The sequence below is a fragment of the Citrobacter sp. C348 genome (genome assembly GCF_047467975.1).
Classification (GTDB): Bacteria; Pseudomonadota; Gammaproteobacteria; order Enterobacterales; family Enterobacteriaceae; genus Citrobacter; species Citrobacter gillenii.
This window is the reverse complement of the sequence record NZ_JASJUJ010000005.1, coordinates 174,088-192,840: the sequence shown is the minus strand read 5'-3', so window position 1 is coordinate 192,840 and position 18,753 is coordinate 174,088. Positions and strand designations below refer to the sequence as shown.

Annotated in this window: 20 protein-coding genes; 18 read left to right on the top strand and 2 right to left on the bottom strand. The window is 54.5% G+C overall.

Features of this window, described 5'->3' with window-relative positions; translation table 11 throughout:
• Nucleotides 1-208: 208 nt before the first annotated feature.
• The 3 genes from cysJ to cysH all read left to right on the top strand — a co-directional run bounded on the left by cysJ (nt 209) and on the right by cysH (nt 4,531).
• A complete protein-coding gene (gene cysJ, locus QNN86_RS12030) occupies nt 209-2,008 on the top strand; it encodes an NADPH-dependent assimilatory sulfite reductase flavoprotein subunit (RefSeq protein ID WP_414211157.1) in 1,800 nt (599 codons plus the stop codon).
• Nucleotides 2,008-3,720 (top strand): assimilatory sulfite reductase (NADPH) hemoprotein subunit, encoded by a 1,713-nt coding sequence (gene cysI / locus QNN86_RS12025; RefSeq protein WP_414211156.1) that lies wholly within the window; start codon nt 2,008-2,010, stop codon nt 3,718-3,720. The genes cysJ and cysI overlap by 1 nt, the downstream gene beginning before the upstream one ends.
• Before the next feature lie 76 nt (nt 3,721-3,796).
• Nucleotides 3,797-4,531, top strand: coding sequence for a phosphoadenosine phosphosulfate reductase (gene cysH, locus QNN86_RS12020; protein ID WP_414211155.1), 735 nt, complete (start codon nt 3,797-3,799; stop codon nt 4,529-4,531).
• A gap of 53 nt (nt 4,532-4,584) precedes the next feature.
• Here the strand turns inward: cysH and QNN86_RS12015 are convergent, their stop codons facing one another.
• A complete protein-coding gene (locus QNN86_RS12015) occupies nt 4,585-5,622 on the bottom strand; it encodes an aminopeptidase (protein WP_414211154.1) in 1,038 nt (345 codons plus the stop codon).
• 254 nt (nt 5,623-5,876) lie between these two features.
• Between QNN86_RS12015 and cysD the strand changes: the two genes are divergently transcribed.
• From cysD to rpoS, 12 genes are all read left to right on the top strand, one after another.
• Nucleotides 5,877-6,785, top strand: coding sequence for a sulfate adenylyltransferase subunit CysD (cysD, locus tag QNN86_RS12010; RefSeq protein ID WP_003034152.1), 909 nt, complete (start codon nt 5,877-5,879; stop codon nt 6,783-6,785).
• A gap of 9 nt (nt 6,786-6,794) precedes the next feature.
• Complete coding sequence (gene cysN / locus QNN86_RS12005; RefSeq protein ID WP_414211153.1) at nt 6,795-8,222, top strand: sulfate adenylyltransferase subunit CysN; 1,428 nt, start codon at nt 6,795-6,797, stop codon at nt 8,220-8,222.
• Nucleotides 8,222-8,827, top strand: coding sequence for an adenylyl-sulfate kinase (gene cysC / locus QNN86_RS12000; RefSeq protein WP_414211151.1), 606 nt, complete (start codon nt 8,222-8,224; stop codon nt 8,825-8,827). The genes cysN and cysC overlap by 1 nt, the downstream gene beginning before the upstream one ends.
• A 49-nt stretch (nt 8,828-8,876) precedes the next feature.
• Nucleotides 8,877-9,200 carry a DUF3561 family protein gene (locus QNN86_RS11995; RefSeq protein ID WP_181617721.1) on the top strand — a complete coding sequence of 108 codons (324 nt, stop codon included), beginning with the start codon at nt 8,877-8,879 and terminating at the stop codon, nt 9,198-9,200.
• 219 nt (nt 9,201-9,419) lie between these two features.
• Nucleotides 9,420-9,731: a cell division protein FtsB gene (ftsB, locus tag QNN86_RS11990; RefSeq protein ID WP_003034163.1), complete on the top strand. Its 312-nt coding sequence runs from the start codon at nt 9,420-9,422 to the stop codon at nt 9,729-9,731.
• Nucleotides 9,732-9,749: 18 nt separating this feature from the next.
• Nucleotides 9,750-10,460, top strand: coding sequence for a 2-C-methyl-D-erythritol 4-phosphate cytidylyltransferase (ispD, locus tag QNN86_RS11985; RefSeq protein ID WP_181617720.1), 711 nt, complete (start codon nt 9,750-9,752; stop codon nt 10,458-10,460).
• On the top strand, nt 10,460-10,939 hold the full coding sequence (gene ispF / locus QNN86_RS11980) for a 2-C-methyl-D-erythritol 2,4-cyclodiphosphate synthase (RefSeq protein WP_096755920.1): 480 nt from the start codon (nt 10,460-10,462) through the stop codon (nt 10,937-10,939). The genes ispD and ispF overlap by 1 nt, the downstream gene beginning before the upstream one ends.
• A complete protein-coding gene (gene truD / locus QNN86_RS11975) occupies nt 10,936-11,985 on the top strand; it encodes a tRNA pseudouridine(13) synthase TruD (protein WP_181617719.1) in 1,050 nt (349 codons plus the stop codon). The genes ispF and truD overlap by 4 nt, the downstream gene beginning before the upstream one ends.
• Complete coding sequence (gene surE / locus QNN86_RS11970; RefSeq protein ID WP_096755922.1) at nt 11,966-12,727, top strand: 5'/3'-nucleotidase SurE; 762 nt, start codon at nt 11,966-11,968, stop codon at nt 12,725-12,727. Before truD ends, surE begins: the two co-directional genes overlap by 20 nt.
• Nucleotides 12,721-13,347 (top strand): protein-L-isoaspartate O-methyltransferase, encoded by a 627-nt coding sequence (gene pcm, locus QNN86_RS11965; RefSeq protein ID WP_096755923.1) that lies wholly within the window; start codon nt 12,721-12,723, stop codon nt 13,345-13,347. The genes surE and pcm overlap by 7 nt, the downstream gene beginning before the upstream one ends.
• Before the next feature lie 186 nt (nt 13,348-13,533).
• Nucleotides 13,534-14,616 (top strand): murein hydrolase activator NlpD, encoded by a 1,083-nt coding sequence (gene nlpD, locus QNN86_RS11960; RefSeq protein ID WP_346283980.1) that lies wholly within the window; start codon nt 13,534-13,536, stop codon nt 14,614-14,616.
• A gap of 63 nt (nt 14,617-14,679) precedes the next feature.
• A complete protein-coding gene (gene rpoS / locus QNN86_RS11955) occupies nt 14,680-15,672 on the top strand; it encodes an RNA polymerase sigma factor RpoS (RefSeq protein WP_000081498.1) in 993 nt (330 codons plus the stop codon).
• Nucleotides 15,673-15,859: 187 nt separating this feature from the next.
• Here the strand turns inward: rpoS and QNN86_RS11950 are convergent, their stop codons facing one another.
• A complete protein-coding gene (locus tag QNN86_RS11950; RefSeq protein WP_117343152.1) occupies nt 15,860-16,264 on the bottom strand; it encodes a MarR family winged helix-turn-helix transcriptional regulator in 405 nt (134 codons plus the stop codon).
• A gap of 160 nt (nt 16,265-16,424) precedes the next feature.
• On the opposite strand from QNN86_RS11950, the gene QNN86_RS11945 reads away from it, so the two are divergent.
• Genes QNN86_RS11945 through QNN86_RS11935 form a run of 3 tightly spaced genes read left to right on the top strand, consistent with a single transcriptional unit; the run spans nt 16,425 to nt 18,692 of the window.
• Nucleotides 16,425-17,018, top strand: coding sequence for a non-oxidative hydroxyarylic acid decarboxylases subunit B (locus tag QNN86_RS11945; protein WP_414211150.1), 594 nt, complete (start codon nt 16,425-16,427; stop codon nt 17,016-17,018).
• Nucleotides 17,018-18,445, top strand: a complete 1,428-nt coding sequence (locus QNN86_RS11940) for a non-oxidative hydroxyarylic acid decarboxylases subunit C (protein WP_117343154.1) — start codon at nt 17,018-17,020, stop codon at nt 18,443-18,445. The genes QNN86_RS11945 and QNN86_RS11940 overlap by 1 nt, the downstream gene beginning before the upstream one ends.
• Before the next feature lie 10 nt (nt 18,446-18,455).
• Nucleotides 18,456-18,692 (top strand): non-oxidative hydroxyarylic acid decarboxylases subunit D, encoded by a 237-nt coding sequence (locus QNN86_RS11935; protein WP_096755928.1) that lies wholly within the window; start codon nt 18,456-18,458, stop codon nt 18,690-18,692.
• Nucleotides 18,693-18,753 lie beyond the last annotated feature (61 nt).

The following is an 18,753-nucleotide window of genomic DNA, read 5'->3' as shown; positions in this document are numbered from 1 at the left end:
CACGCAATCAATATCAAATAACTATTTATATATCATATGGTTATTAAATCTGTTTTGCCGTTAATAACTATAGCTAAAACAGGTTAGTCCATTTGGTTATTTGTTATTTCTATCCCTTCTTTAATTGTTACTATTCTCGCCGTTAACCTTATCTTCAGTTTGGGTTTTATTGCTTAAATCCGCTTTGCTTACTGGAACATGACAACGCATGACGACACAGGCCCCACTTTCCGCTTTGCTTCCGCTAAACCCGGAGCAGCTGGCACGCCTTCAGGCGGCCACCACCGATCTCTCACCCGCGCAGCTTGCGTGGGTTTCTGGCTATTTCTGGGGCGTGCTGAATCAGCAGCCGGGCGCTAATGCGGTTATTCCTGCACCTGCTGCCGAAATGCCGGGGATCACGCTCATCTCCGCCTCGCAGACCGGTAATGCGCGCCGTGTGGCGGAAGCCCTGCGTGACGATCTTATTGCCGCGAAGCTCAATGTCACCCTGATCAATGCCGGCGACTATAAATTTAAAAATATTGCCAACGAGAAATTGCTGGTCGTGGTGGCCTCGACGCAGGGAGAGGGTGAGCCGGCGGAAGAAGCGGTGGCGTTGCATAAATTCCTGTTCTCTAAAAAAGCGCCGAAACTTGAAAATACCGCCTTCGCCGTATTTGGCCTTGGCGATACCTCTTATGAGTTTTTCTGCCAGTCTGGCAAAAACTTCGACAGCAAACTGGCGGAGCTTGGCGGTGAACGCTTGTTGGATCGTGTAGATGCAGATGTTGAATATCAACCGGCAGCTGCGCAGTGGCGCGCCCGTCTGGTTGAGGTGTTGAAAGCTCGCGCCCCTGCCGCACCTTCTGTACAGGTCGCAGCGAGCGGTGCGGTAAACGACGTTCATACCAGTCCCTATACCAAAGAAGCGCCTCTGACGGCTTCGCTTTCTGTAAACCAGAAAATCACCGGTCGTGACTCCGAAAAAGACGTGCGCCATATCGAAATCGATCTGGGCGACTCCGGCCTGCGCTATCAGCCCGGCGACGCGCTTGGCGTGTGGTATCAAAACGATCCGGCGCTGGTCAAAGAGATTGTTGAACTGCTGTGGCTGAAAGGCGACGAGCCGGTCACGGTTGATGGCAAATTGCTACCGCTTACCGACGCGCTGCAGTGGCACTTCGAACTGACGGTTAACACAGCCAATATTGTAGAAAATTACGCCACCTTAACGCGCAGTGAAACGTTGCTGCCGCTGGTGGGCGATAAAGCGCAGTTGCAACACTATGCCGCCACCACGCCTATCGTCGATATGCTGCGCTTTTCTCCGGCGCAGCTGGACGCGGAAGCGTTAATCGCTCTGCTGCGTCCGTTGACCCCGCGCCTGTACTCAATAGCCTCCTCACAGGCGGAAGTCGAAAGCGAAGTACACGTGACCGTCGGTGCCGTGCGGTTTGACGTCGAAGGCCGTGCGCGTGCCGGCGGAGCCTCGAGCTTCCTCGCCGACCGCGTTGGCGAAGAAGGTGAAGTACGTGTGTTCATTGAACATAACGACAACTTCCGCCTGCCAGCCAATCCTGAAACACCGGTAATTATGATTGGGCCGGGGACGGGAATTGCACCGTTCCGCGCCTTTATGCAGCAGCGTGCTGCCGATGAAGCGACGGGTAAAAACTGGCTGTTCTTTGGCAATCCGCACTTTACCGAAGATTTTCTCTACCAGGTGGAGTGGCAGCGCTACGTCAAAGAGGGCGTACTTACCCGGATCGATCTCGCCTGGTCACGCGACCAAAAAGAAAAAGTCTACGTACAAGATAAACTGCGCCAACAAGGTGCGGAACTGTGGCGCTGGATTAATGACGGGGCGCACATTTATGTCTGCGGCGACGCCAATCGCATGGCGAAAGACGTTGAGCAGGCTTTGCTGGAAGTGATTGCCGAATTCGGTGCGATGGATACCGAAGCGGCGGATGAATTTTTAAGTGAGCTGCGCGTTGAGCGCCGTTATCAGCGAGATGTCTACTAATGAGTGAAAAACATCCAGGGCCACTGGTGGTCGAAGGTAAGCTGTCCGACGCTGAACGTATGAAGCTGGAAAGCAACTATCTGCGCGGCACCATTGCGGAAGATTTAAATGACGGCCTCACCGGCGGTTTTAAAGGTGATAACTTTCTGCTGATCCGTTTTCACGGTATGTACCAGCAGGATGACCGCGATATTCGCGCCGAGCGCGCCGAGCAGAAGCTGGAGCCACGTCATGCAATGCTGCTGCGCTGCCGTCTGCCGGGCGGGGTCATCACCACTAAACAATGGCAGGCGATCGATAAGTTTGCTCATGACAACACGATTTACGGCAGCATCCGTCTGACCAACCGTCAGACCTTTCAGTTTCACGGCATTCTGAAGAAGAACGTCAAGCCGGTGCATCAGATGCTCAACTCGGTCGGACTGGACGCGCTGGCGACCGCCAACGACATGAACCGTAACGTGTTGTGTACCTCCAACCCGTACGAGTCCGAGTTACACGCGGAAGCCTACGAGTGGGCGAAGAAAATCTCTGAACACCTGTTGCCGCGCACCCGGGCGTATGCAGAGATTTGGCTGGATCAGAAAAAAGTCGCCACCACCGATGAAGAGCCGATCCTCGGTCAAACTTATCTGCCGCGTAAGTTCAAAACGACGGTGGTTATTCCGCCGCAGAACGATATCGATCTGCATGCCAACGACATGAACTTCGTCGCGGTGGCAGAAAACGGCAAACTGGTGGGCTTTAACCTGCTGGTGGGCGGTGGGCTGTCTATTGAGCACGGTAACAAAAAAACCTACGCGCGTACCGCCAGTGAATTTGGCTATTTGCCGCTGGAGCACACGCTGGCCGTTGCGGAAGCGGTGGTGACCACCCAGCGCGACTGGGGTAACCGTACCGATCGTAAAAACGCCAAAACCAAATACACGCTGGAGCGCGTCGGCGTTGAGACCTTTAAGGCAGAAGTGGAACGCCGGGCGGGTATCAAATTTGAATCGATTCGCCCGTATGAGTTTACCGGTCGTGGCGACAGGATTGGTTGGGTGAAGGGCATCGACAATAACTGGCACCTGACGCTGTTTATTGAGAATGGCCGTATTCTGGATTATCCGGGACGTCCGCTGAAAACCGGGTTGCTGGAGATAGCAAAGATCCACAAAGGCGAGTTCCGTATTACCGCCAACCAGAACCTGATCATTGCCGGTGTGCCGGAAAGCGAGAAGGCGAAGATCGAGAAGATTGCGCAGCAGAGCGGCTTAATGAATGCCGTGACGCCGCAGCGTGAAAACTCGATGGCCTGCGTCTCGTTTCCGACCTGTCCGCTGGCGATGGCGGAAGCAGAGCGCTTCCTGCCAACGTTTATCGACAACATTGACGCGCTGATGGCGAAATACGCGTTGAGCGACGAGAACATTGTTCTGCGCGTGACGGGCTGCCCGAACGGCTGCGGCCGCGCCATGCTGGCGGAAGTCGGTCTGGTCGGGAAAGCGCCGGGACGTTACAACCTGCACCTGGGCGGTAACCGTATCGGGACGCGTATTCCACGGATGTTCAAAGAGAACATCACCGAGACAGAAATTCTGACCTTGCTGGATGAACTGATTGGGCGCTGGGCGAAAGAGCGTGAAGCGGGTGAAGGCTTCGGCGATTTTACGGTGCGTGCGGGCATTATTCGCCCGGTGCTCGATCCCGCCCGGGATTTCTGGGAATAATCTTCAGTTGCCCGGTGGCGCGACGGTTTTGTAGGCCTGATAAGCGCAGCGCCATCAGGCATAAGATGAGGTAATCATGTCTGTACTCGATCTACACGCGTTGAACGAGCTGCCGAAAGTTGAACGCGTTATGGCGTTGGCACAAACCAACAGCCAGCTGGAAAAACTGAGCGCACAGGATCGTGTGGCGTGGGCGCTGGAGAATCTGCCCGGCGACTACGTGCTCTCTTCGAGCTTTGGTATTCAGGCGGCGGTTAGCCTGCACCTGGTGAATCAGATTCGCCAGGATATCCCGGTGATCCTTACCGATACCGGCTATTTGTTCCCGGAAACCTACCAGTTTATTGACGAGTTAACGGACACGCTCAAACTCAATCTGCAGGTTTACCGGGCAAAAGAGAGTGCCGCCTGGCAGGAAGCGCGCTATGGCAAACTGTGGGAACAGGGCGTTGAAGGCATTGAGAAATACAATGAGATCAACAAAGTCGAGCCGATGAACCGGGCGCTGCAAGAACTCAATGCACAAACCTGGTTTGCCGGCCTGCGTCGTGAGCAATCCGGCAGTCGTGCCCATTTGCCGGTGCTGGCTATCCAGCGTGGCGTGTTCAAACTGCTGCCGATCATCGACTGGGACAACCGCACGGTATACCAGTACCTGCAACAACACGGGCTGAAGTACCATCCTCTCTGGGAGCAGGGCTATCTGTCGGTCGGTGACACTCACACCACCCGTAAATGGGAACCGGGGATGGCGGAAGAAGAGACGCGCTTCTTCGGGCTGAAGCGTGAGTGCGGATTGCACGAAGGGTAATCGGTAACAGGCCCGGTAAGCATCTGCATGCTACCGGGCAGGATACGGGTGAATTAGCCCGCCTTTGCCAGCTCTTTTACCAGCGGCAGCATAATGCGTACCACGTCGCGACTGCGGTGCTCAATACGGCCGGGTAACGCTTTATCAATATGCTGCTGGTTATCCAGTCGAACGTCGTGCCAGCTGTTGCCTGCAGGGAATGAGGCGGTTTTGGCTCGCTGCTGATAGCCGTCTTTGTTACCCAGATTCCAGTTGGTGGCTTCGACGGAGAGCACGGCAATGCCTGCTTTGTCGAACACCTCCGCATCGTTACAACATCCAGTGCCTTTCGGATAATCTTTATTCAGACCTGGATTAGTGCTGGCGGCGATACCGCGACTGCGTGCAATAGCCAGCGCCCGGTCGCGCGTGAGCTTGCGGACAGCTTCAGGTGTTTTTTGCCCGCTGTTGAAATAGAGCTTATCGCCGACGATCAGGTTGTCCAGATTAATCACCAGCAGCGTATTTTTCTTCTCGGCGGCGCTCATGCGTTTGAGTACGTTCTCTGCGCCGAGCTTGCCTTCTTCTTCTCCGCTGGTGGCGATAAAGCGGATGCCGTACTCGGTCGGGACATTCTTGAGTTTTTCTGCCAGTTCCAGCATCACGCCGAGACCCGCCGCGTTATCGTCAATCCCTTGCAGCGTTAATCCACCGAGATTGGCATCGGAGTCGGCATCGCTTTGCGGCGCGTAGGTATCAAGGTGCGCCATAATAATAATCTGCTGCGGTGCCTTACCTTCATGTGCTGCAATTACCGTGCTACCCGTTACGTTATGCCAGTTTTTATGGTTATTTTTGGCGGTATACACATAGCGGCTATTAAACGTCCGAATATCACTGCTGTATCCCATCTGCTGAAACTGCTGACGTAAATAATCGGCAGACAACATTTCTGCAGGCGAGCCCGTCACGCGGCCAGGAAAAAACGTTGCAATATGGCGGGCCTGGAAGTTGGCGATATCTCCGGGCTTCGAAGAGGTTGCCTGTGCGGGAAGGATAAAGCACACGCCGAGCGCCAGGGCAGCAGGAAAGTGGCGCAATGCGGAAAACATAGTGAGTCCTTAAATACCAAGCATAAATTTTTACCCGCTAGTATGAAACCGTGATCGGGGTAAAACAATTTCATTTGCTCCTAAATGCCCGAAATCCGGCGGCTTAAGCACTTTTTGATATTTGCTTTTCCAGATCGTTATTCCTTTGAGGAACTACTCATTCCAATTCGTAATTTCATTCGTTCTCTTGCCCTCCCTATAGTCGAGTTATCTGAGCATCGTTAGAACAATAACGGCATTACATAGGAACGGTTATGGATCAAAAACGACTTACCCACCTGCGGCAACTGGAAGCGGAAAGCATCCATATTATTCGTGAGGTGGCCGCCGAGTTTTCTAATCCGGTGATGATGTATTCCATCGGCAAAGACTCCAGCGTAATGCTGCATCTGGCGCGCAAAGCGTTTTATCCCGGCACGCTGCCGTTTCCGTTGCTACATGTGGACACCGGCTGGAAATTCAGCGAGATGTATGAATTCCGTGACCGTACAGCCAAGGCCTACGGCTGCGAGTTGTTGGTGCATAAAAACCCGGAAGGGGTGGCGATGGGGATTAACCCGTTTGTCCACGGCAGCGCCAAGCATACCGACATCATGAAAACCGAAGGGCTGAAGCAGGCGCTGAACAAATACGGCTTTGACGCCGCGTTCGGTGGTGCCCGCCGCGATGAAGAGAAATCGCGTGCCAAAGAGCGAATTTATTCCTTCCGCGATCGTTTTCATCGCTGGGACCCGAAAAACCAGCGTCCGGAACTGTGGCACAACTACAACGGGCAGATTAACAAAGGCGAAAGCATTCGCGTGTTCCCGCTTTCGAACTGGACCGAACAGGATATCTGGCAGTACATCTGGTTGGAAAATATCGACATTGTGCCGCTGTACCTGGCCGCGGAACGCCCGGTGCTGGAACGTGACGGTATGCTGATGATGATCGACGATGACAGGATCGATCTGCAGCCTGGTGAGGTTATCAAAAAACGCATGGTGCGTTTCCGCACGCTTGGCTGCTGGCCGCTTACCGGTGCCGTGGAGTCAAACGCGCAGACGCTGCCGGAAATTATCGAAGAAATGCTGGTCTCAACCACCAGTGAACGTCAGGGCCGCGTGATTGACCGCGACCAGGCGGGCTCCATGGAGCTGAAGAAACGTCAGGGGTATTTCTAAGGAGCCGCCATGAACACGACACTTGCACAACAAATTGCTAATGAAGGCGGCGTTGAAGCCTGGATGGTTGCCCAGCAACACAAAAGCCTGCTGCGCTTTTTAACCTGCGGCAGCGTGGATGACGGGAAAAGTACGCTGATTGGCCGCCTGCTGCACGACACGCGCCAGATTTACGAAGATCAGCTCTCAACGCTGCATAACGACAGCAAACGTCATGGTACCCAGGGTGAGAAACTGGATCTGGCGCTGCTGGTTGACGGGTTACAGGCCGAGCGTGAGCAGGGGATCACCATCGACGTGGCCTACCGCTATTTCTCCACTGAGAAGCGCAAATTTATTATTGCCGATACTCCCGGGCACGAGCAGTACACCCGCAACATGGCCACCGGAGCGTCGACCTGCGATCTGGCGATCCTGCTGATTGATGCACGTAAAGGTGTGCTCGACCAGACCCGTCGCCATAGTTTTATCTCCACGCTGCTGGGGATCAAACATCTGGTGGTGGCGATCAATAAAATGGATCTGGTGAGCTTCAGCGAAGAAACATTTACCCGCATTCGCGAAGATTATCTGACCTTTGCCGAACAGTTGCCGGGCAATCTGGATATTCGCTTTGTGCCACTTTCTGCGCTGGAAGGCGACAACGTGGCCTCCCAGAGTAAAAACATGCCATGGTATAGCGGCCCGACGCTGCTGGAGGTACTGGAAACGGTAGAGATCCTGCGGGCTGTTGAGACCCAACCGATGCGTTTCCCGGTGCAGTATGTGAATCGCCCGAACCTGGATTTTCGTGGTTATGCCGGAACTCTGGCCTCCGGTCGCGTAACGGTAGGCCAGCGAATCAAAGTGCTGCCGTCTGGCGTTGAATCAAGCGTCGCGCGGATCGTCACCTTTGACGGCGACCTCCAGGAAGCGCATGCGGGCGAAGCGATTACTCTGGTGCTGAAAGATGAAATCGACATCAGCCGTGGCGACCTGCTGCTGGATGCTCGCGAAGTCTTGCCTGCGGTACAACATGCCGCCGTTGACGTGGTATGGATGGCGGAACAACCGCTGTCGGAAGGCCAAAGCTATGACATCAAAGTGGCGGGCAAGAAGACGCGTGCCCGCGTAGATAGCGTGCAGTATCAGGTCGATATCAATAACCTGACTCAGCGTGACGTTGACGCGCTGCCGCTCAACGGTATTGGCCTGGTTAATTTGACGTTTGATGAACCGCTGGTGCTGGATACCTATCAGCATAACCCAGTGACGGGCGGCCTGATTATTATTGACCGCCTGACCAACGTCACTGTGGGGGCGGGACTTGTCCGTGAACCTATCGAGCAAGAACAGGCCACGACATCCCCGTTCAGCGCGTTTGAACTGGAACTCAATGCGCTGGTGCGTCGTCACTTTCCGCACTGGAACGCACGTGATTTGCTGGGAGGAAAGTAATGGCGCAGCATGACGAAAACGTCGTCTGGCATTCTCATCCCGTTACGCCTTTGCAGCGGGAACAGCGCCACGGGCATCGTGGTGTTGTGCTGTGGTTTACCGGGCTCTCCGGCTCGGGTAAATCAACGGTGGCGGGTGCGCTGGAAGAAGCACTGTACAATCTCGGCGTCAGTACTTATCTGCTGGATGGCGACAACGTGCGCCACGGCCTGTGCAGCGATCTGGGTTTTAGCGATGCCGATCGCAAAGAGAACATCCGGCGAGTGGGGGAAGTCGCTAGCCTGATGGTGGATGCCGGGCTGGTAGTGCTGACGGCATTTATCTCCCCGCATCGCGCGGAGCGGCAAATGGTCCGCGAGCGCGTCGGCGAGGGGCGTTTTATCGAGGTGTTTGTCGATACGCCGCTGGCAACGTGTGAAGCCCGCGATCCGAAAGGGCTGTATAAAAAAGCGCGAGCGGGTGAACTGCGCAATTTCACCGGAATTGACGCGGTGTACGAAGCGCCTGAATCGCCAGAGATTCACCTTGATGGTGAACAATTGGTAACAAATTTGGTTCCTCAATTATTAGACCTGCTGAGGCAGCAAGATATTATCAGATCCTGAGACATCCCCGAGCTTATCGGCTCGGTCAGTCAAGGTCACAGGATTAGCTATGCGTAACAGCCATAACATTACTATTGCAGAGTCAGACACCTTCAATGCCGACGACGAAACCATCTGGTCACTACCGGGGGCCGTGGTCGGTTTTGTGGCGTGGTTGCTGGCGCTGGGCATTCCATGTCTTATGTATGGCCCTAACACGCTGTTTTTCTTCCTCTATACCTGGCCGTTTTTCCTTGCATTGCTGCCTGTCGCGATTGTGGCGGGAATAGCCCTGCACTCGTTATTGAAGGGACGACTGTTCCTGAGCATAACGAGTACCCTGCTGACGGTGGGGCTGATGTTCGGGGCATTGTTTATGTGGCTGCTGGGCTAGGCTATCTCCCTTCTCTTTATATGGCTACTGAGGCTGAAACGCGGACTGGTCATAATTCAAACCGTAACCAACAATGAGATTATGTTCTCCTTACACGGGGTATACGTAACAACGAGCAAATGTGGTACATTTGCCCGCGTTGTCGCGGTATTCCCGCCTGTAGACGGAGAGTCGTCTGCGGATGTTTTGGGATGATGATGCCGTTTTTCAGGGGGCAGGATGGGTAAACTAACGCTGCTGTTGCTGGCTTTATTGGTCTGGCTTCAGTATTCGCTGTGGTTCGGTAAGAACGGCATACATGACTATAGCCGCGTCAACGATGATGTGGCTGCGCAGCAAGCGACAAATGCGAAACTTAAAGCGCGTAACGATCAGCTGTTTGCCGAAATTGACGATCTCAATGGCGGTCAGGAAGCGATTGAAGAGCGTGCGCGCAACGAACTCAGCATGACCAAGCCGGGCGAAACCTTTTATCGTCTGGTGCCTGACGCGTCTAAACGCGCTCAGACTGCAGGGCAAAACAATCGATAAACCAGCCAAGGATTTAACATGGCAGCCACTTTATTGGACGTTTGCGCCGTGGTACCGGCTGCCGGATTTGGCCGCCGAATGCAATCGGAGTGTCCTAAGCAGTACCTCTCCATCGGCAATAAAACCATTCTTGAACACTCGGTTGCTGCGCTACTGGCGCATCCCCGGGTGACACATGTCGTCATTGCTATCAGCCCTGGCGACAGCCGTTTTGCAGAACTTCCTCTGGCAGCGCACCCGCAAATCACCGTGGTGGATGGCGGTAATGAGCGCGCCGATTCAGTGCTGGCCGGTTTGCAGGCCGCCGGAAATGCCCGCTGGGTGCTGGTGCATGATGCTGCCAGGCCGTGCCTGCATCAGGACGATTTATCCCGTTTACTGGCGATAAGCGAAACCAGTCGTACTGGCGGGATCCTTGCCGCGCCGGTGCGCGATACCATGAAACGCGCGGAGCCGGGCAAAACAGACATTGCCCATACGGTTGATCGCACTGACTTATGGCACGCGTTGACGCCACAGTTTTTCCCTCGAGAGTTGTTACATGACTGCCTGAACCGGGCACTCAACGAAGGCGCGACCATTACCGATGAGGCCTCGGCGCTGGAATATTGCGGCTTTCATCCACAGCTTGTCGAAGGACGCGCTGATAATATTAAAGTTACCCGTCCGGAAGATCTGGCGCTGGCGGAATTTTATCTGACCCGAATAATCCATCCGGAGAAAATATAATGCGAATTGGACACGGTTTTGATGTACACGCCTTTGGTGGCGTAGGCCCAATTATCATTGGTGGCGTGCGTATCCCGTACGAAAAGGGGCTGCTGGCGCATTCTGATGGCGACGTCGCGTTGCATGCGCTGACTGATGCGCTGCTGGGCGCGGCAGCGCTGGGCGATATCGGTAAACTGTTCCCGGACACCGATCCGGCCTTTAAAGGGGCAGATAGCCGCGAATTATTGCGTGAAGCCTGGCGTCGTATTCAGGCCAAAGGCTACACGCTCGGCAATGTGGATGTGACCATTATTGCGCAGGCACCGAAAATGCTGCCGCACATTCCACAAATGCGCGTGTTTATTGCCGAAGATCTCGGCTGTCATATGGATGATGTTAACGTGAAAGCGACCACCACGGAGAAACTCGGTTTTACCGGGCGTGGGGAAGGGATTGCCTGTGAAGCGGTGGCGTTACTCATAAAGGCTGCAAAATGACAGAGTTTGAAAATCTGACGTATCTCCACGGTAAACCGCAGGGCCGTGGCGTATTGAAGGCGAATCCAGAAGACTTTGTGGTGGTCGAAGATTTAGGCTTTGAACCGGACGGAGAAGGCGAGCACGTTCTGGTACGCATCCTGAAGAACGGCTGTAACACTCGTTTTGTCGCCGATGCACTGGCAAAGTTTTTGAAAATTCATGCCCGTGAGGTCAGCTTCGCCGGGCAGAAAGATAAGCATGCGGTCACTGAACAGTGGCTGTGCGCGCGCGTGCCGGGCAATGTCATGCCTGATTTAAGCAAATTTGAGCTTGAAGGCTGTAAAGTGCTGGAGTACGCCCGTCACAAGCGTAAGCTGCGTTTAGGTGCCCTGAAAGGTAACGGCTTTACGCTGGTGCTGCGTGAAGTCAGCGATCGCGCCGACGTTGAAGCACGTTTGCAGGCTATTCTCGAGCGCGGCGTACCGAACTATTTTGGTGCCCAACGTTTTGGCATCGCCGGCAGTAACCTGCAAGGGGCGCTGCGCTGGGCGCAAAGCGATGCACCGGTGCGCGATCGCAATAAACGCAGTTTTTGGTTGTCGGCAGCCCGCAGCGCGTTGTTTAATCAGATAGTCAATGAACGCCTGAAAAAAACAGACTTTAATCAAGTTGTTGACGGCGATGCGCTACAATTGTCTGGACGCGGAAGTTGGTTTGTTGCCACCCCGGAAGAACAGGCTGAATTACAGCGTCGCGTTAATGAAAGAGAATTAATGATTACAGCGGCATTACCCGGCTGCGGCGAGTGGGGAACTCAGCGCGACGCGCTGGCGTTTGAACAGGCCGCTATTGCCGATGAAAGCGTGCTGCAGTCTTTATTATTGCGTGAGAAAGTCGACGCATCGCGTCGCGCTATGCTGCTGTACCCACAACAATTAAGCTGGAACTGGTGGGATGACGTAACCGTTGAGTTACGCTTCTGGCTACCGGCAGGTAGCTTTGCCACCAGTGTAGTAAGGGAACTTATTAACACAACGGGTGATTATGCGTATATTGCTGAGTAACGATGATGGGGTCCACGCGCCTGGTATACAAACGCTGGCGAAAGCGCTGCGTGAGTTTGCTGACGTACAGGTGGTTGCCCCGGATCGTAACCGCAGTGGCGCGTCTAACTCGCTGACGCTGGAATCTTCGCTTCGCACCTTCACCTTTGAAAACGGTGATATCGCCGTGCAAATGGGCACGCCTACCGACTGCGTCTATCTGGGCGTAAACGCATTAATGCGTCCGCGCCCGGACATCGTGGTTTCCGGGATTAACGCCGGTCCTAATCTGGGTGACGATGTTATCTATTCTGGAACCGTTGCGGCAGCGATGGAAGGCCGGCACCTGGGCTTTCCCGCGCTGGCGGTCTCACTGGATGGCCATAAACACTACGATACCGCAGCCGCGATTACCTGCCGCATTTTACGTGCGTTGAGCCGCGAACCGCTGCGTACCGGGCGTATTCTGAATATCAACGTCCCGGACTTGCCGCTGGATCAGATTAAAGGTATTCGCGTTACCCGCTGCGGCAGTCGCCATCCGGCGGATCAGGTTATTCCACAGCAGGACCCGCGCGGTAACACGTTGTACTGGATTGGGCCGCCGGGCGAAAAATGCGATGCCGGGCCGGATACGGACTTTGCTGCCGTCGATGAAGGCTATGTTTCTGTCACGCCGCTGCATGTTGATTTAACCGCATACGGCGCGCATCAGGTTGTTTCTGATTGGTTAGACAGCGTGGGAGTCGACACGCAATGGTAAGCAGACGCGTACACACTCTTCTTGAACAATTACGTGCGCAGGGCATCAGAGATGAGCTTGTCCTTGATGCGCTCGCCGCCGTGCCGCGTGAAAAATTCATTGATGAGGCGTTTGAACATAAGGCCTGGGAAAACATCGCCCTGCCCATTGGTCAGGGGCAGACGATTTCGCAGCCTTATATGGTCGCACGTATGACCGAGTTGCTTGAGCTGACGCCACAATCGCGGGTGCTGGAAATCGGCACCGGTTCCGGTTACCAGACAGCGATTCTGGCGCATCTGGTGCAGCATGTGTGTTCTGTCGAGCGCATTAAAGGCTTGCAGTGGCAGGCGCGTCGTCGCCTGAAGCAGCTTGATTTACATAATGTTTCGACCCGTCATGGTGATGGATGGCAAGGCTGGCAGGCACGAGCGCCGTTTGACGCCATCATTGTGACAGCTGCACCGCCGGAAATCCCAACCGCGTTAATGACGCAGTTGGATGAAGGCGGCATTCTCGTCTTACCCGTGGGCGACGAGCACCAGTATTTGAAACGGGTGCGTCGTCGGGGAGGCGAATTTATTATCGATACCGTGGAGGCTGTACGCTTCGTACCTTTAGTTAAAGGGGAGTTAGCGTAGATATAGGTTCTGAATACCTGGAGTTTTCCTGGATATTCTGGAATTAGTAAGCGTATCGTGGTCACGTTTTCCAGTGTCCAGCCCGATGCCTTGCACGGTGATTACGTCACTGGTTGTTAACCAAATTTTCCTGGGGGATAAATGAGCGCGGGAAGCCACAAATTTACCGTTCGCCGCATGGCGGCATTGTCACTGGTTTCGTTATGGCTGGCAGGCTGTTCTAACACCTCGAATCCGCCTGCGCCGGTCAACTCTGTTGATGGCGGTGCGCCAACGAACACCAATTCTGGCATGCTAATCACGCCTCCACCTAAAATGGGCACGACGGCGACCGCACAGCAAACGCCGCAGATCCAATCGGTGCAGACTCCGGTCGCGCAGCCAACGCAAGTTCAGCCCGTTGCGCAGCAGCCTGTACAGATGGAAAATGGCCGTATTGTGTACAACCGTAAGTATGGGAACATTCCGAAAGGCAGCTATACCGGCGGCAGCACCTATACAGTTAAGAAAGGCGATACGCTTTTCTATATTGCCTGGATAACCGGGAACGATTTCCGTGACCTCGCACAACGCAATAACGTTCCAGCCCCGTATGGCCTGAATGTGGGACAAACTCTGCAAGTGGGCAACGCATCGGGTGCGCCGATTACCGGCGGCAATGCCATCACCCAGGCGGATGCAGCACAGCAAGGAGTTGTGACCAACCCTGCACAAAATTCCACCGTCGCTGTTGCTTCGAAACCAACAATTACGTATTCTGAGGATTCAGGTGAACAAAGTGCTAACAAAATGTTGCCGAACAACCAGCCTGCTGGGACAGTTGTCACAGCGCCAGTAACGGCACCAGCAGTTAGCGCAACCGAATCGACTGCAAGCTCAACGTCTACCAGTGCGCCAATCTCCACATGGCGTTGGCCGACTGACGGTAAAGTGATTGAAAACTTTGCGGCTACCGAAGGTGGCAATAAAGGGATCGACATTGCAGGCAGTAAGGGACAGGCGATTGTCGCGACCGCAGATGGACGCGTCGTATATGCCGGTAACGCACTGCGCGGTTACGGTAATCTTATTATCATCAAACACAACGATGATTACCTGAGTGCCTACGCCCATAACGATACAATGCTGGTTCGGGAGCAACAAGAAATCAAGGCGGGGCAGAAAATAGCTACCATGGGTAGCACCGGAACCAGCTCTACACGCTTGCATTTTGAAATTCGTTACAAGGGGAAATCCGTAAACCCGCTGCGCTATTTACCGCAGCGATAATTCGGCGGAACCAGGCTTTCACTTGCTTGTTCCGTTTAGGGATCACGGGTAGGAGCCACCTTTATGAGTCAGAATACGCTGAAAGTTCATGATTTAAATGAAGACGCGGAATTTGATGAGAACGGAGTAGAGGCTTTTGATGAAAAAGCCTTGAGTGAAGAGGAACCCAGTGATAACGACCTGGCTGAAGAGGAGCTGTTATCGCAAGGGGCCACACAGCGTGTGTTGGACGCGACTCAGCTTTACCTTGGTGAGATTGGTTATTCGCCACTGTTAACAGCCGAAGAAGAAGTGTATTTCGCGCGTCGCGCATTGCGTGGAGATGTAGCCTCTCGCCGTCGCATGATTGAAAGTAACCTGCGTCTGGTGGTTAAAATTGCCCGTCGTTATGGCAATCGTGGTCTGGCATTGCTGGATCTGATTGAAGAGGGCAATCTGGGGCTTATCCGTGCCGTCGAGAAGTTTGACCCGGAGCGCGGGTTCCGCTTCTCAACATACGCAACCTGGTGGATCCGCCAGACGATCGAACGGGCGATTATGAACCAAACCCGTACGATCCGACTGCCGATCCATATAGTAAAAGAGCTGAACGTCTATCTGCGTACTGCGCGTGAGTTGTCGCATAAACTGGACCACGAACCGAGCGCAGAAGAGATTGCTGAACAACTGGATAAACCGGTTGATGACGTCAGCCGTATGCTCCGACTCAACGAGCGCATTACCTCGGTAGACACCCCGCTGGGTGGCGATTCCGAAAAAGCGTTGCTGGATATTCTGGCCGACGAAAAGGAAAACGGTCCGGAAGACACCACGCAAGACGATGATATGAAACAGAGTATCGTCAAATGGCTGTTCGAACTGAACGCCAAACAGCGTGAAGTGCTGGCACGTCGTTTCGGTCTGCTGGGGTATGAAGCTGCGACACTGGAAGATGTGGGCCGTGAAATTGGTCTCACTCGTGAACGTGTTCGTCAGATTCAGGTTGAAGGTCTGCGTCGTCTGCGTGAAATCCTGCAGACACAGGGACTGAATATCGAAGCGCTGTTCCGCGAGTAAGCACAGTTCTATCAAGAAAGGCCAGTCTCAGTGAGGCTGGCCTTTTTCTTGGATTACAACCTGGTAGCGCTACGCCTTATCTGTGTGTAGGCCGGATAAGGCGTAGCCGCCATCCGGCACTGATTGCCCGATGGCGCTTTGCTTATCGGGCCTACAAAGACATCACCTGTAGCGGCCATCCGGTAAATTACCCCATCATCTTGCGTACCAGTTGCGTGAACTGTTCACGCTCTTCCTCGCTCAACCTGCCCAGAAACTCATCATCAACGCTATCGCCCAGCGGCGCTGCGCTTGCCAGTAGTGCCTCACCTTGCTCAGTCAAATAGACAAACCGACGACGCTTATCCGCCGGGAAGTGTTCACGCCTGACCAGCTCACGCTTTTCCATACGGCTCAGCAGCTCGGCAAGCGTGGCTTTGGTGCAGACCGCGGCTTCGGTGAGAGCAACCTGTTCAATGCCGGGATGCTCGGCAATAGCGCGCATCACTGCGTACTGCGGCTTGGTGAGCTCCGGTAATTCGTGCTGCCAGCGTGACGTATGCTGCTGGAAAAGCTGACGTAACAGGTGAAAGGCTTTATTTCGTAACGGCATAGGGACTCCGGGATCGCGGTCGGCTTCTATCATAGCGGGTAATGCGCCATTTTTTAACGATCGTTTCTTTAGCTATCTGTGCGAGTCACCCTTGCCTGAAATGTATCGAGAGCGTATTTTAGCTAAAATGTTCGTACACGAACAAATATTGAGGGGCTGAATGAGACTGATCGTAGGGATGACCGGTGCAACGGGAGCACCGCTTGGTGTGTCGCTGCTACAGGCGTTGCGGGAAATGCCGGAGGTGGAAACACATCTGGTGCTGTCGAAGTGGGCGAAAACCACGATTGAACTGGAAACGCCTTATAGCGTCCGCGAGGTGTCTGCGCTGGCGGATTATTGCCACAACCCGGCGGACCAGGCGGCGACGATCTCTTCCGGCTCATTTCACACCAACGGCATGATTATTATCCCCTGCAGCATGAAAACGCTGGCCGGAATTCGCGCAGGCTATGCCGAAGGGCTGGTGGGCCGTGCTGCCGACGTGGTGCTGAAGGAAGGGCGCAGGCTGGTGCTGGTGCCGCGTGAAATGCCGCTTAGCACAATACATCTGGAAAATATGCTCGCACTTTCCCGCATGGGCGTCGCGATGGTGCCGCCGATGCCCGCGTTTTATAACCATCCCCAAACGATCGACGACATCACGCAGCACATTGTGGCGCGCGTCCTCGATCAGTTTGGTCTGGAACATCCGAACGCCCGTCGCTGGCAGGGTTTACGGCCGGCGCAGAATTTTTCACAGGAGAATGAATAATGGCATTTGATGATTTGCGCGGTTTCTTGCAGGCGCTGGACGACCAGGGGCAATTGCTGAAAATCAGCGAAGAGGTGAACGCTGAGCCGGATCTTGCCGCGGCCGCTAATGCGACCGGGCGTATCGGCGACGGCGCACCGGCATTGTGGTTTGACAATATTCGTGGCTTTACCGACGCCCGTGTGGCGATGAACACCATCGGCTCATGGCAAAACCATGCCATTTCGATGGGGCTGCCGATCAATACGCCGGTCAGAAAACAAATTGATGAGTTTATCCGACGCTGGGATAAATTTCCGATTGCCCCGGAGCGCCGTGCGAACCCGGCATGGGCTGAGAATACTGTCGACGGCGAAGACATTAATCTGTTCGACATTCTGCCGCTGTTTCGTTTGAACGACGGCGACGGCGGTTTCTATCTTGATAAAGCCTGCGTGGTGTCGCGCGATCCGCTGGATCCGGACAACTTCGGCAAGCAGAACGTCGGCATCTACCGTATGGAAGTGAAGGGCAAGCGTAAACTTGGCCTGCAACCGGTACCGATGCACGATATCGCGCTGCATCTGCATAAAGCGGAAGAGCGCGGTGAAGATCTGCCGATTGCCATCACCCTGGGTAACGATCCGATCATTACCCTGATGGGCGCTACGCCGCTGAAGTACGATCAGTCTGAATATGAGATGGCGGGTGCGCTGCGTGAAAGCCCATACCCGATCGCCACCGCGCCGCTCACCGGTTTTGACGTGCCGTGGGGTTCTGAGGTGATCCTCGAAGGTGTAATCGAAAGCCGCAAACGTGAAATCGAAGGCCCGTTTGGTGAGTTTACCGGTCACTATTCCGGGGGGCGCAATATGACGGTGGTGCGTATTGATAAAGTCTCTTATCGCACCAAACCGATTTTTGAATCGCTGTATTTGGGTATGCCGTGGACCGAAATCGACTACCTGATGGGGCCTGCGACCTGTGTGCCGTTGTATCAGCAACTGAAAGCGGAATTCCCGGAGGTACAGGCGGTGAATGCCATGTACACCCACGGTCTGCTGGCGATTATCTCGACTAAAAAACGCTATGGCGGCTTTGCCCGCGCGGTCGGCCTGCGGGCGATGACCACCCCGCACGGTCTGGGCTACGTGAAGATGGTGATTATGGTGGATGAGGACGTTGACCCGTTCAACCTGCCGCAGGTGATGTGGGCGCTGTCGTCGAAGGTCAACCCGGCAGGCGATCTGGTGCAGTTACCGAACATGTCGGTGCTGGAGCTGGATCCGGGTTCCAGTCCGGCAGGGATCACCGATAAGCTGATCATTGATGCCACCACTCCGGTTGCGCCGGATAACCGTGGTCATTACAGCCAGCCGGTATGTGATTTACCGGAAACCAAAGCCTGGGCTGAAAAGCTGACCGCCATGCTGGCCAACCGTAAATAAGGAGTAGCAGATGATTTGTCCACGTTGTGCTGATGAACATATTGAAGTGATGGCAACCTCGCCGGTGAAAGGCGTCTGGACGGTATACCAGTGCCAGCACTGCCTGTACACCTGGCGTGATACCGAGCCGCTACGCCGTACCAGTCGCGAACATTACCCGCAGGCGTTTCGTATGACGCAAAAAGATATCGATGATGCGCCAATGGTGCCGAGTATCCCGCCGCTGCTGGCGGAAGGTAAGCGCTAATCAAAATGCCGGGTGCGGCTTTGCCTTGCCCGGCTTGCATATAGCGGTATTTTGTAGGCCC

Coding starts and splice junctions, on each gene's coding strand:
- pcm (WP_096755923.1), top strand. CDS start 12,721: ATGGTAAGCAGACGCGTACACACTCTTCTTGAACAATTACGTGCGCAG.
- cysN (WP_414211153.1), top strand. CDS start 6,795: ATGAACACGACACTTGCACAACAAATTGCTAATGAAGGCGGCGTTGAA.
- ispF (WP_096755920.1), top strand. CDS start 10,460: ATGCGAATTGGACACGGTTTTGATGTACACGCCTTTGGTGGCGTAGGC.
- truD (WP_181617719.1), top strand. CDS start 10,936: ATGACAGAGTTTGAAAATCTGACGTATCTCCACGGTAAACCGCAGGGC.
- ispD (WP_181617720.1), top strand. CDS start 9,750: ATGGCAGCCACTTTATTGGACGTTTGCGCCGTGGTACCGGCTGCCGGA.
- QNN86_RS11995 (WP_181617721.1), top strand. CDS start 8,877: ATGCGTAACAGCCATAACATTACTATTGCAGAGTCAGACACCTTCAAT.
- ftsB (WP_003034163.1), top strand. CDS start 9,420: ATGGGTAAACTAACGCTGCTGTTGCTGGCTTTATTGGTCTGGCTTCAG.
- QNN86_RS11935 (WP_096755928.1), top strand. CDS start 18,456: ATGATTTGTCCACGTTGTGCTGATGAACATATTGAAGTGATGGCAACC.
- QNN86_RS12015 (WP_414211154.1), bottom strand. CDS start 5,622: ATGTTTTCCGCATTGCGCCACTTTCCTGCTGCCCTGGCGCTCGGCGTG.
- cysD (WP_003034152.1), top strand. CDS start 5,877: ATGGATCAAAAACGACTTACCCACCTGCGGCAACTGGAAGCGGAAAGC.
- QNN86_RS11945 (WP_414211150.1), top strand. CDS start 16,425: ATGAGACTGATCGTAGGGATGACCGGTGCAACGGGAGCACCGCTTGGT.
- cysJ (WP_414211157.1), top strand. CDS start 209: ATGACGACACAGGCCCCACTTTCCGCTTTGCTTCCGCTAAACCCGGAG.
- cysI (WP_414211156.1), top strand. CDS start 2,008: ATGAGTGAAAAACATCCAGGGCCACTGGTGGTCGAAGGTAAGCTGTCC.
- cysH (WP_414211155.1), top strand. CDS start 3,797: ATGTCTGTACTCGATCTACACGCGTTGAACGAGCTGCCGAAAGTTGAA.
- surE (WP_096755922.1), top strand. CDS start 11,966: ATGCGTATATTGCTGAGTAACGATGATGGGGTCCACGCGCCTGGTATA.
- QNN86_RS11950 (WP_117343152.1), bottom strand. CDS start 16,264: ATGCCGTTACGAAATAAAGCCTTTCACCTGTTACGTCAGCTTTTCCAG.
- QNN86_RS11940 (WP_117343154.1), top strand. CDS start 17,018: ATGGCATTTGATGATTTGCGCGGTTTCTTGCAGGCGCTGGACGACCAG.
- rpoS (WP_000081498.1), top strand. CDS start 14,680: ATGAGTCAGAATACGCTGAAAGTTCATGATTTAAATGAAGACGCGGAA.
- cysC (WP_414211151.1), top strand. CDS start 8,222: ATGGCGCAGCATGACGAAAACGTCGTCTGGCATTCTCATCCCGTTACG.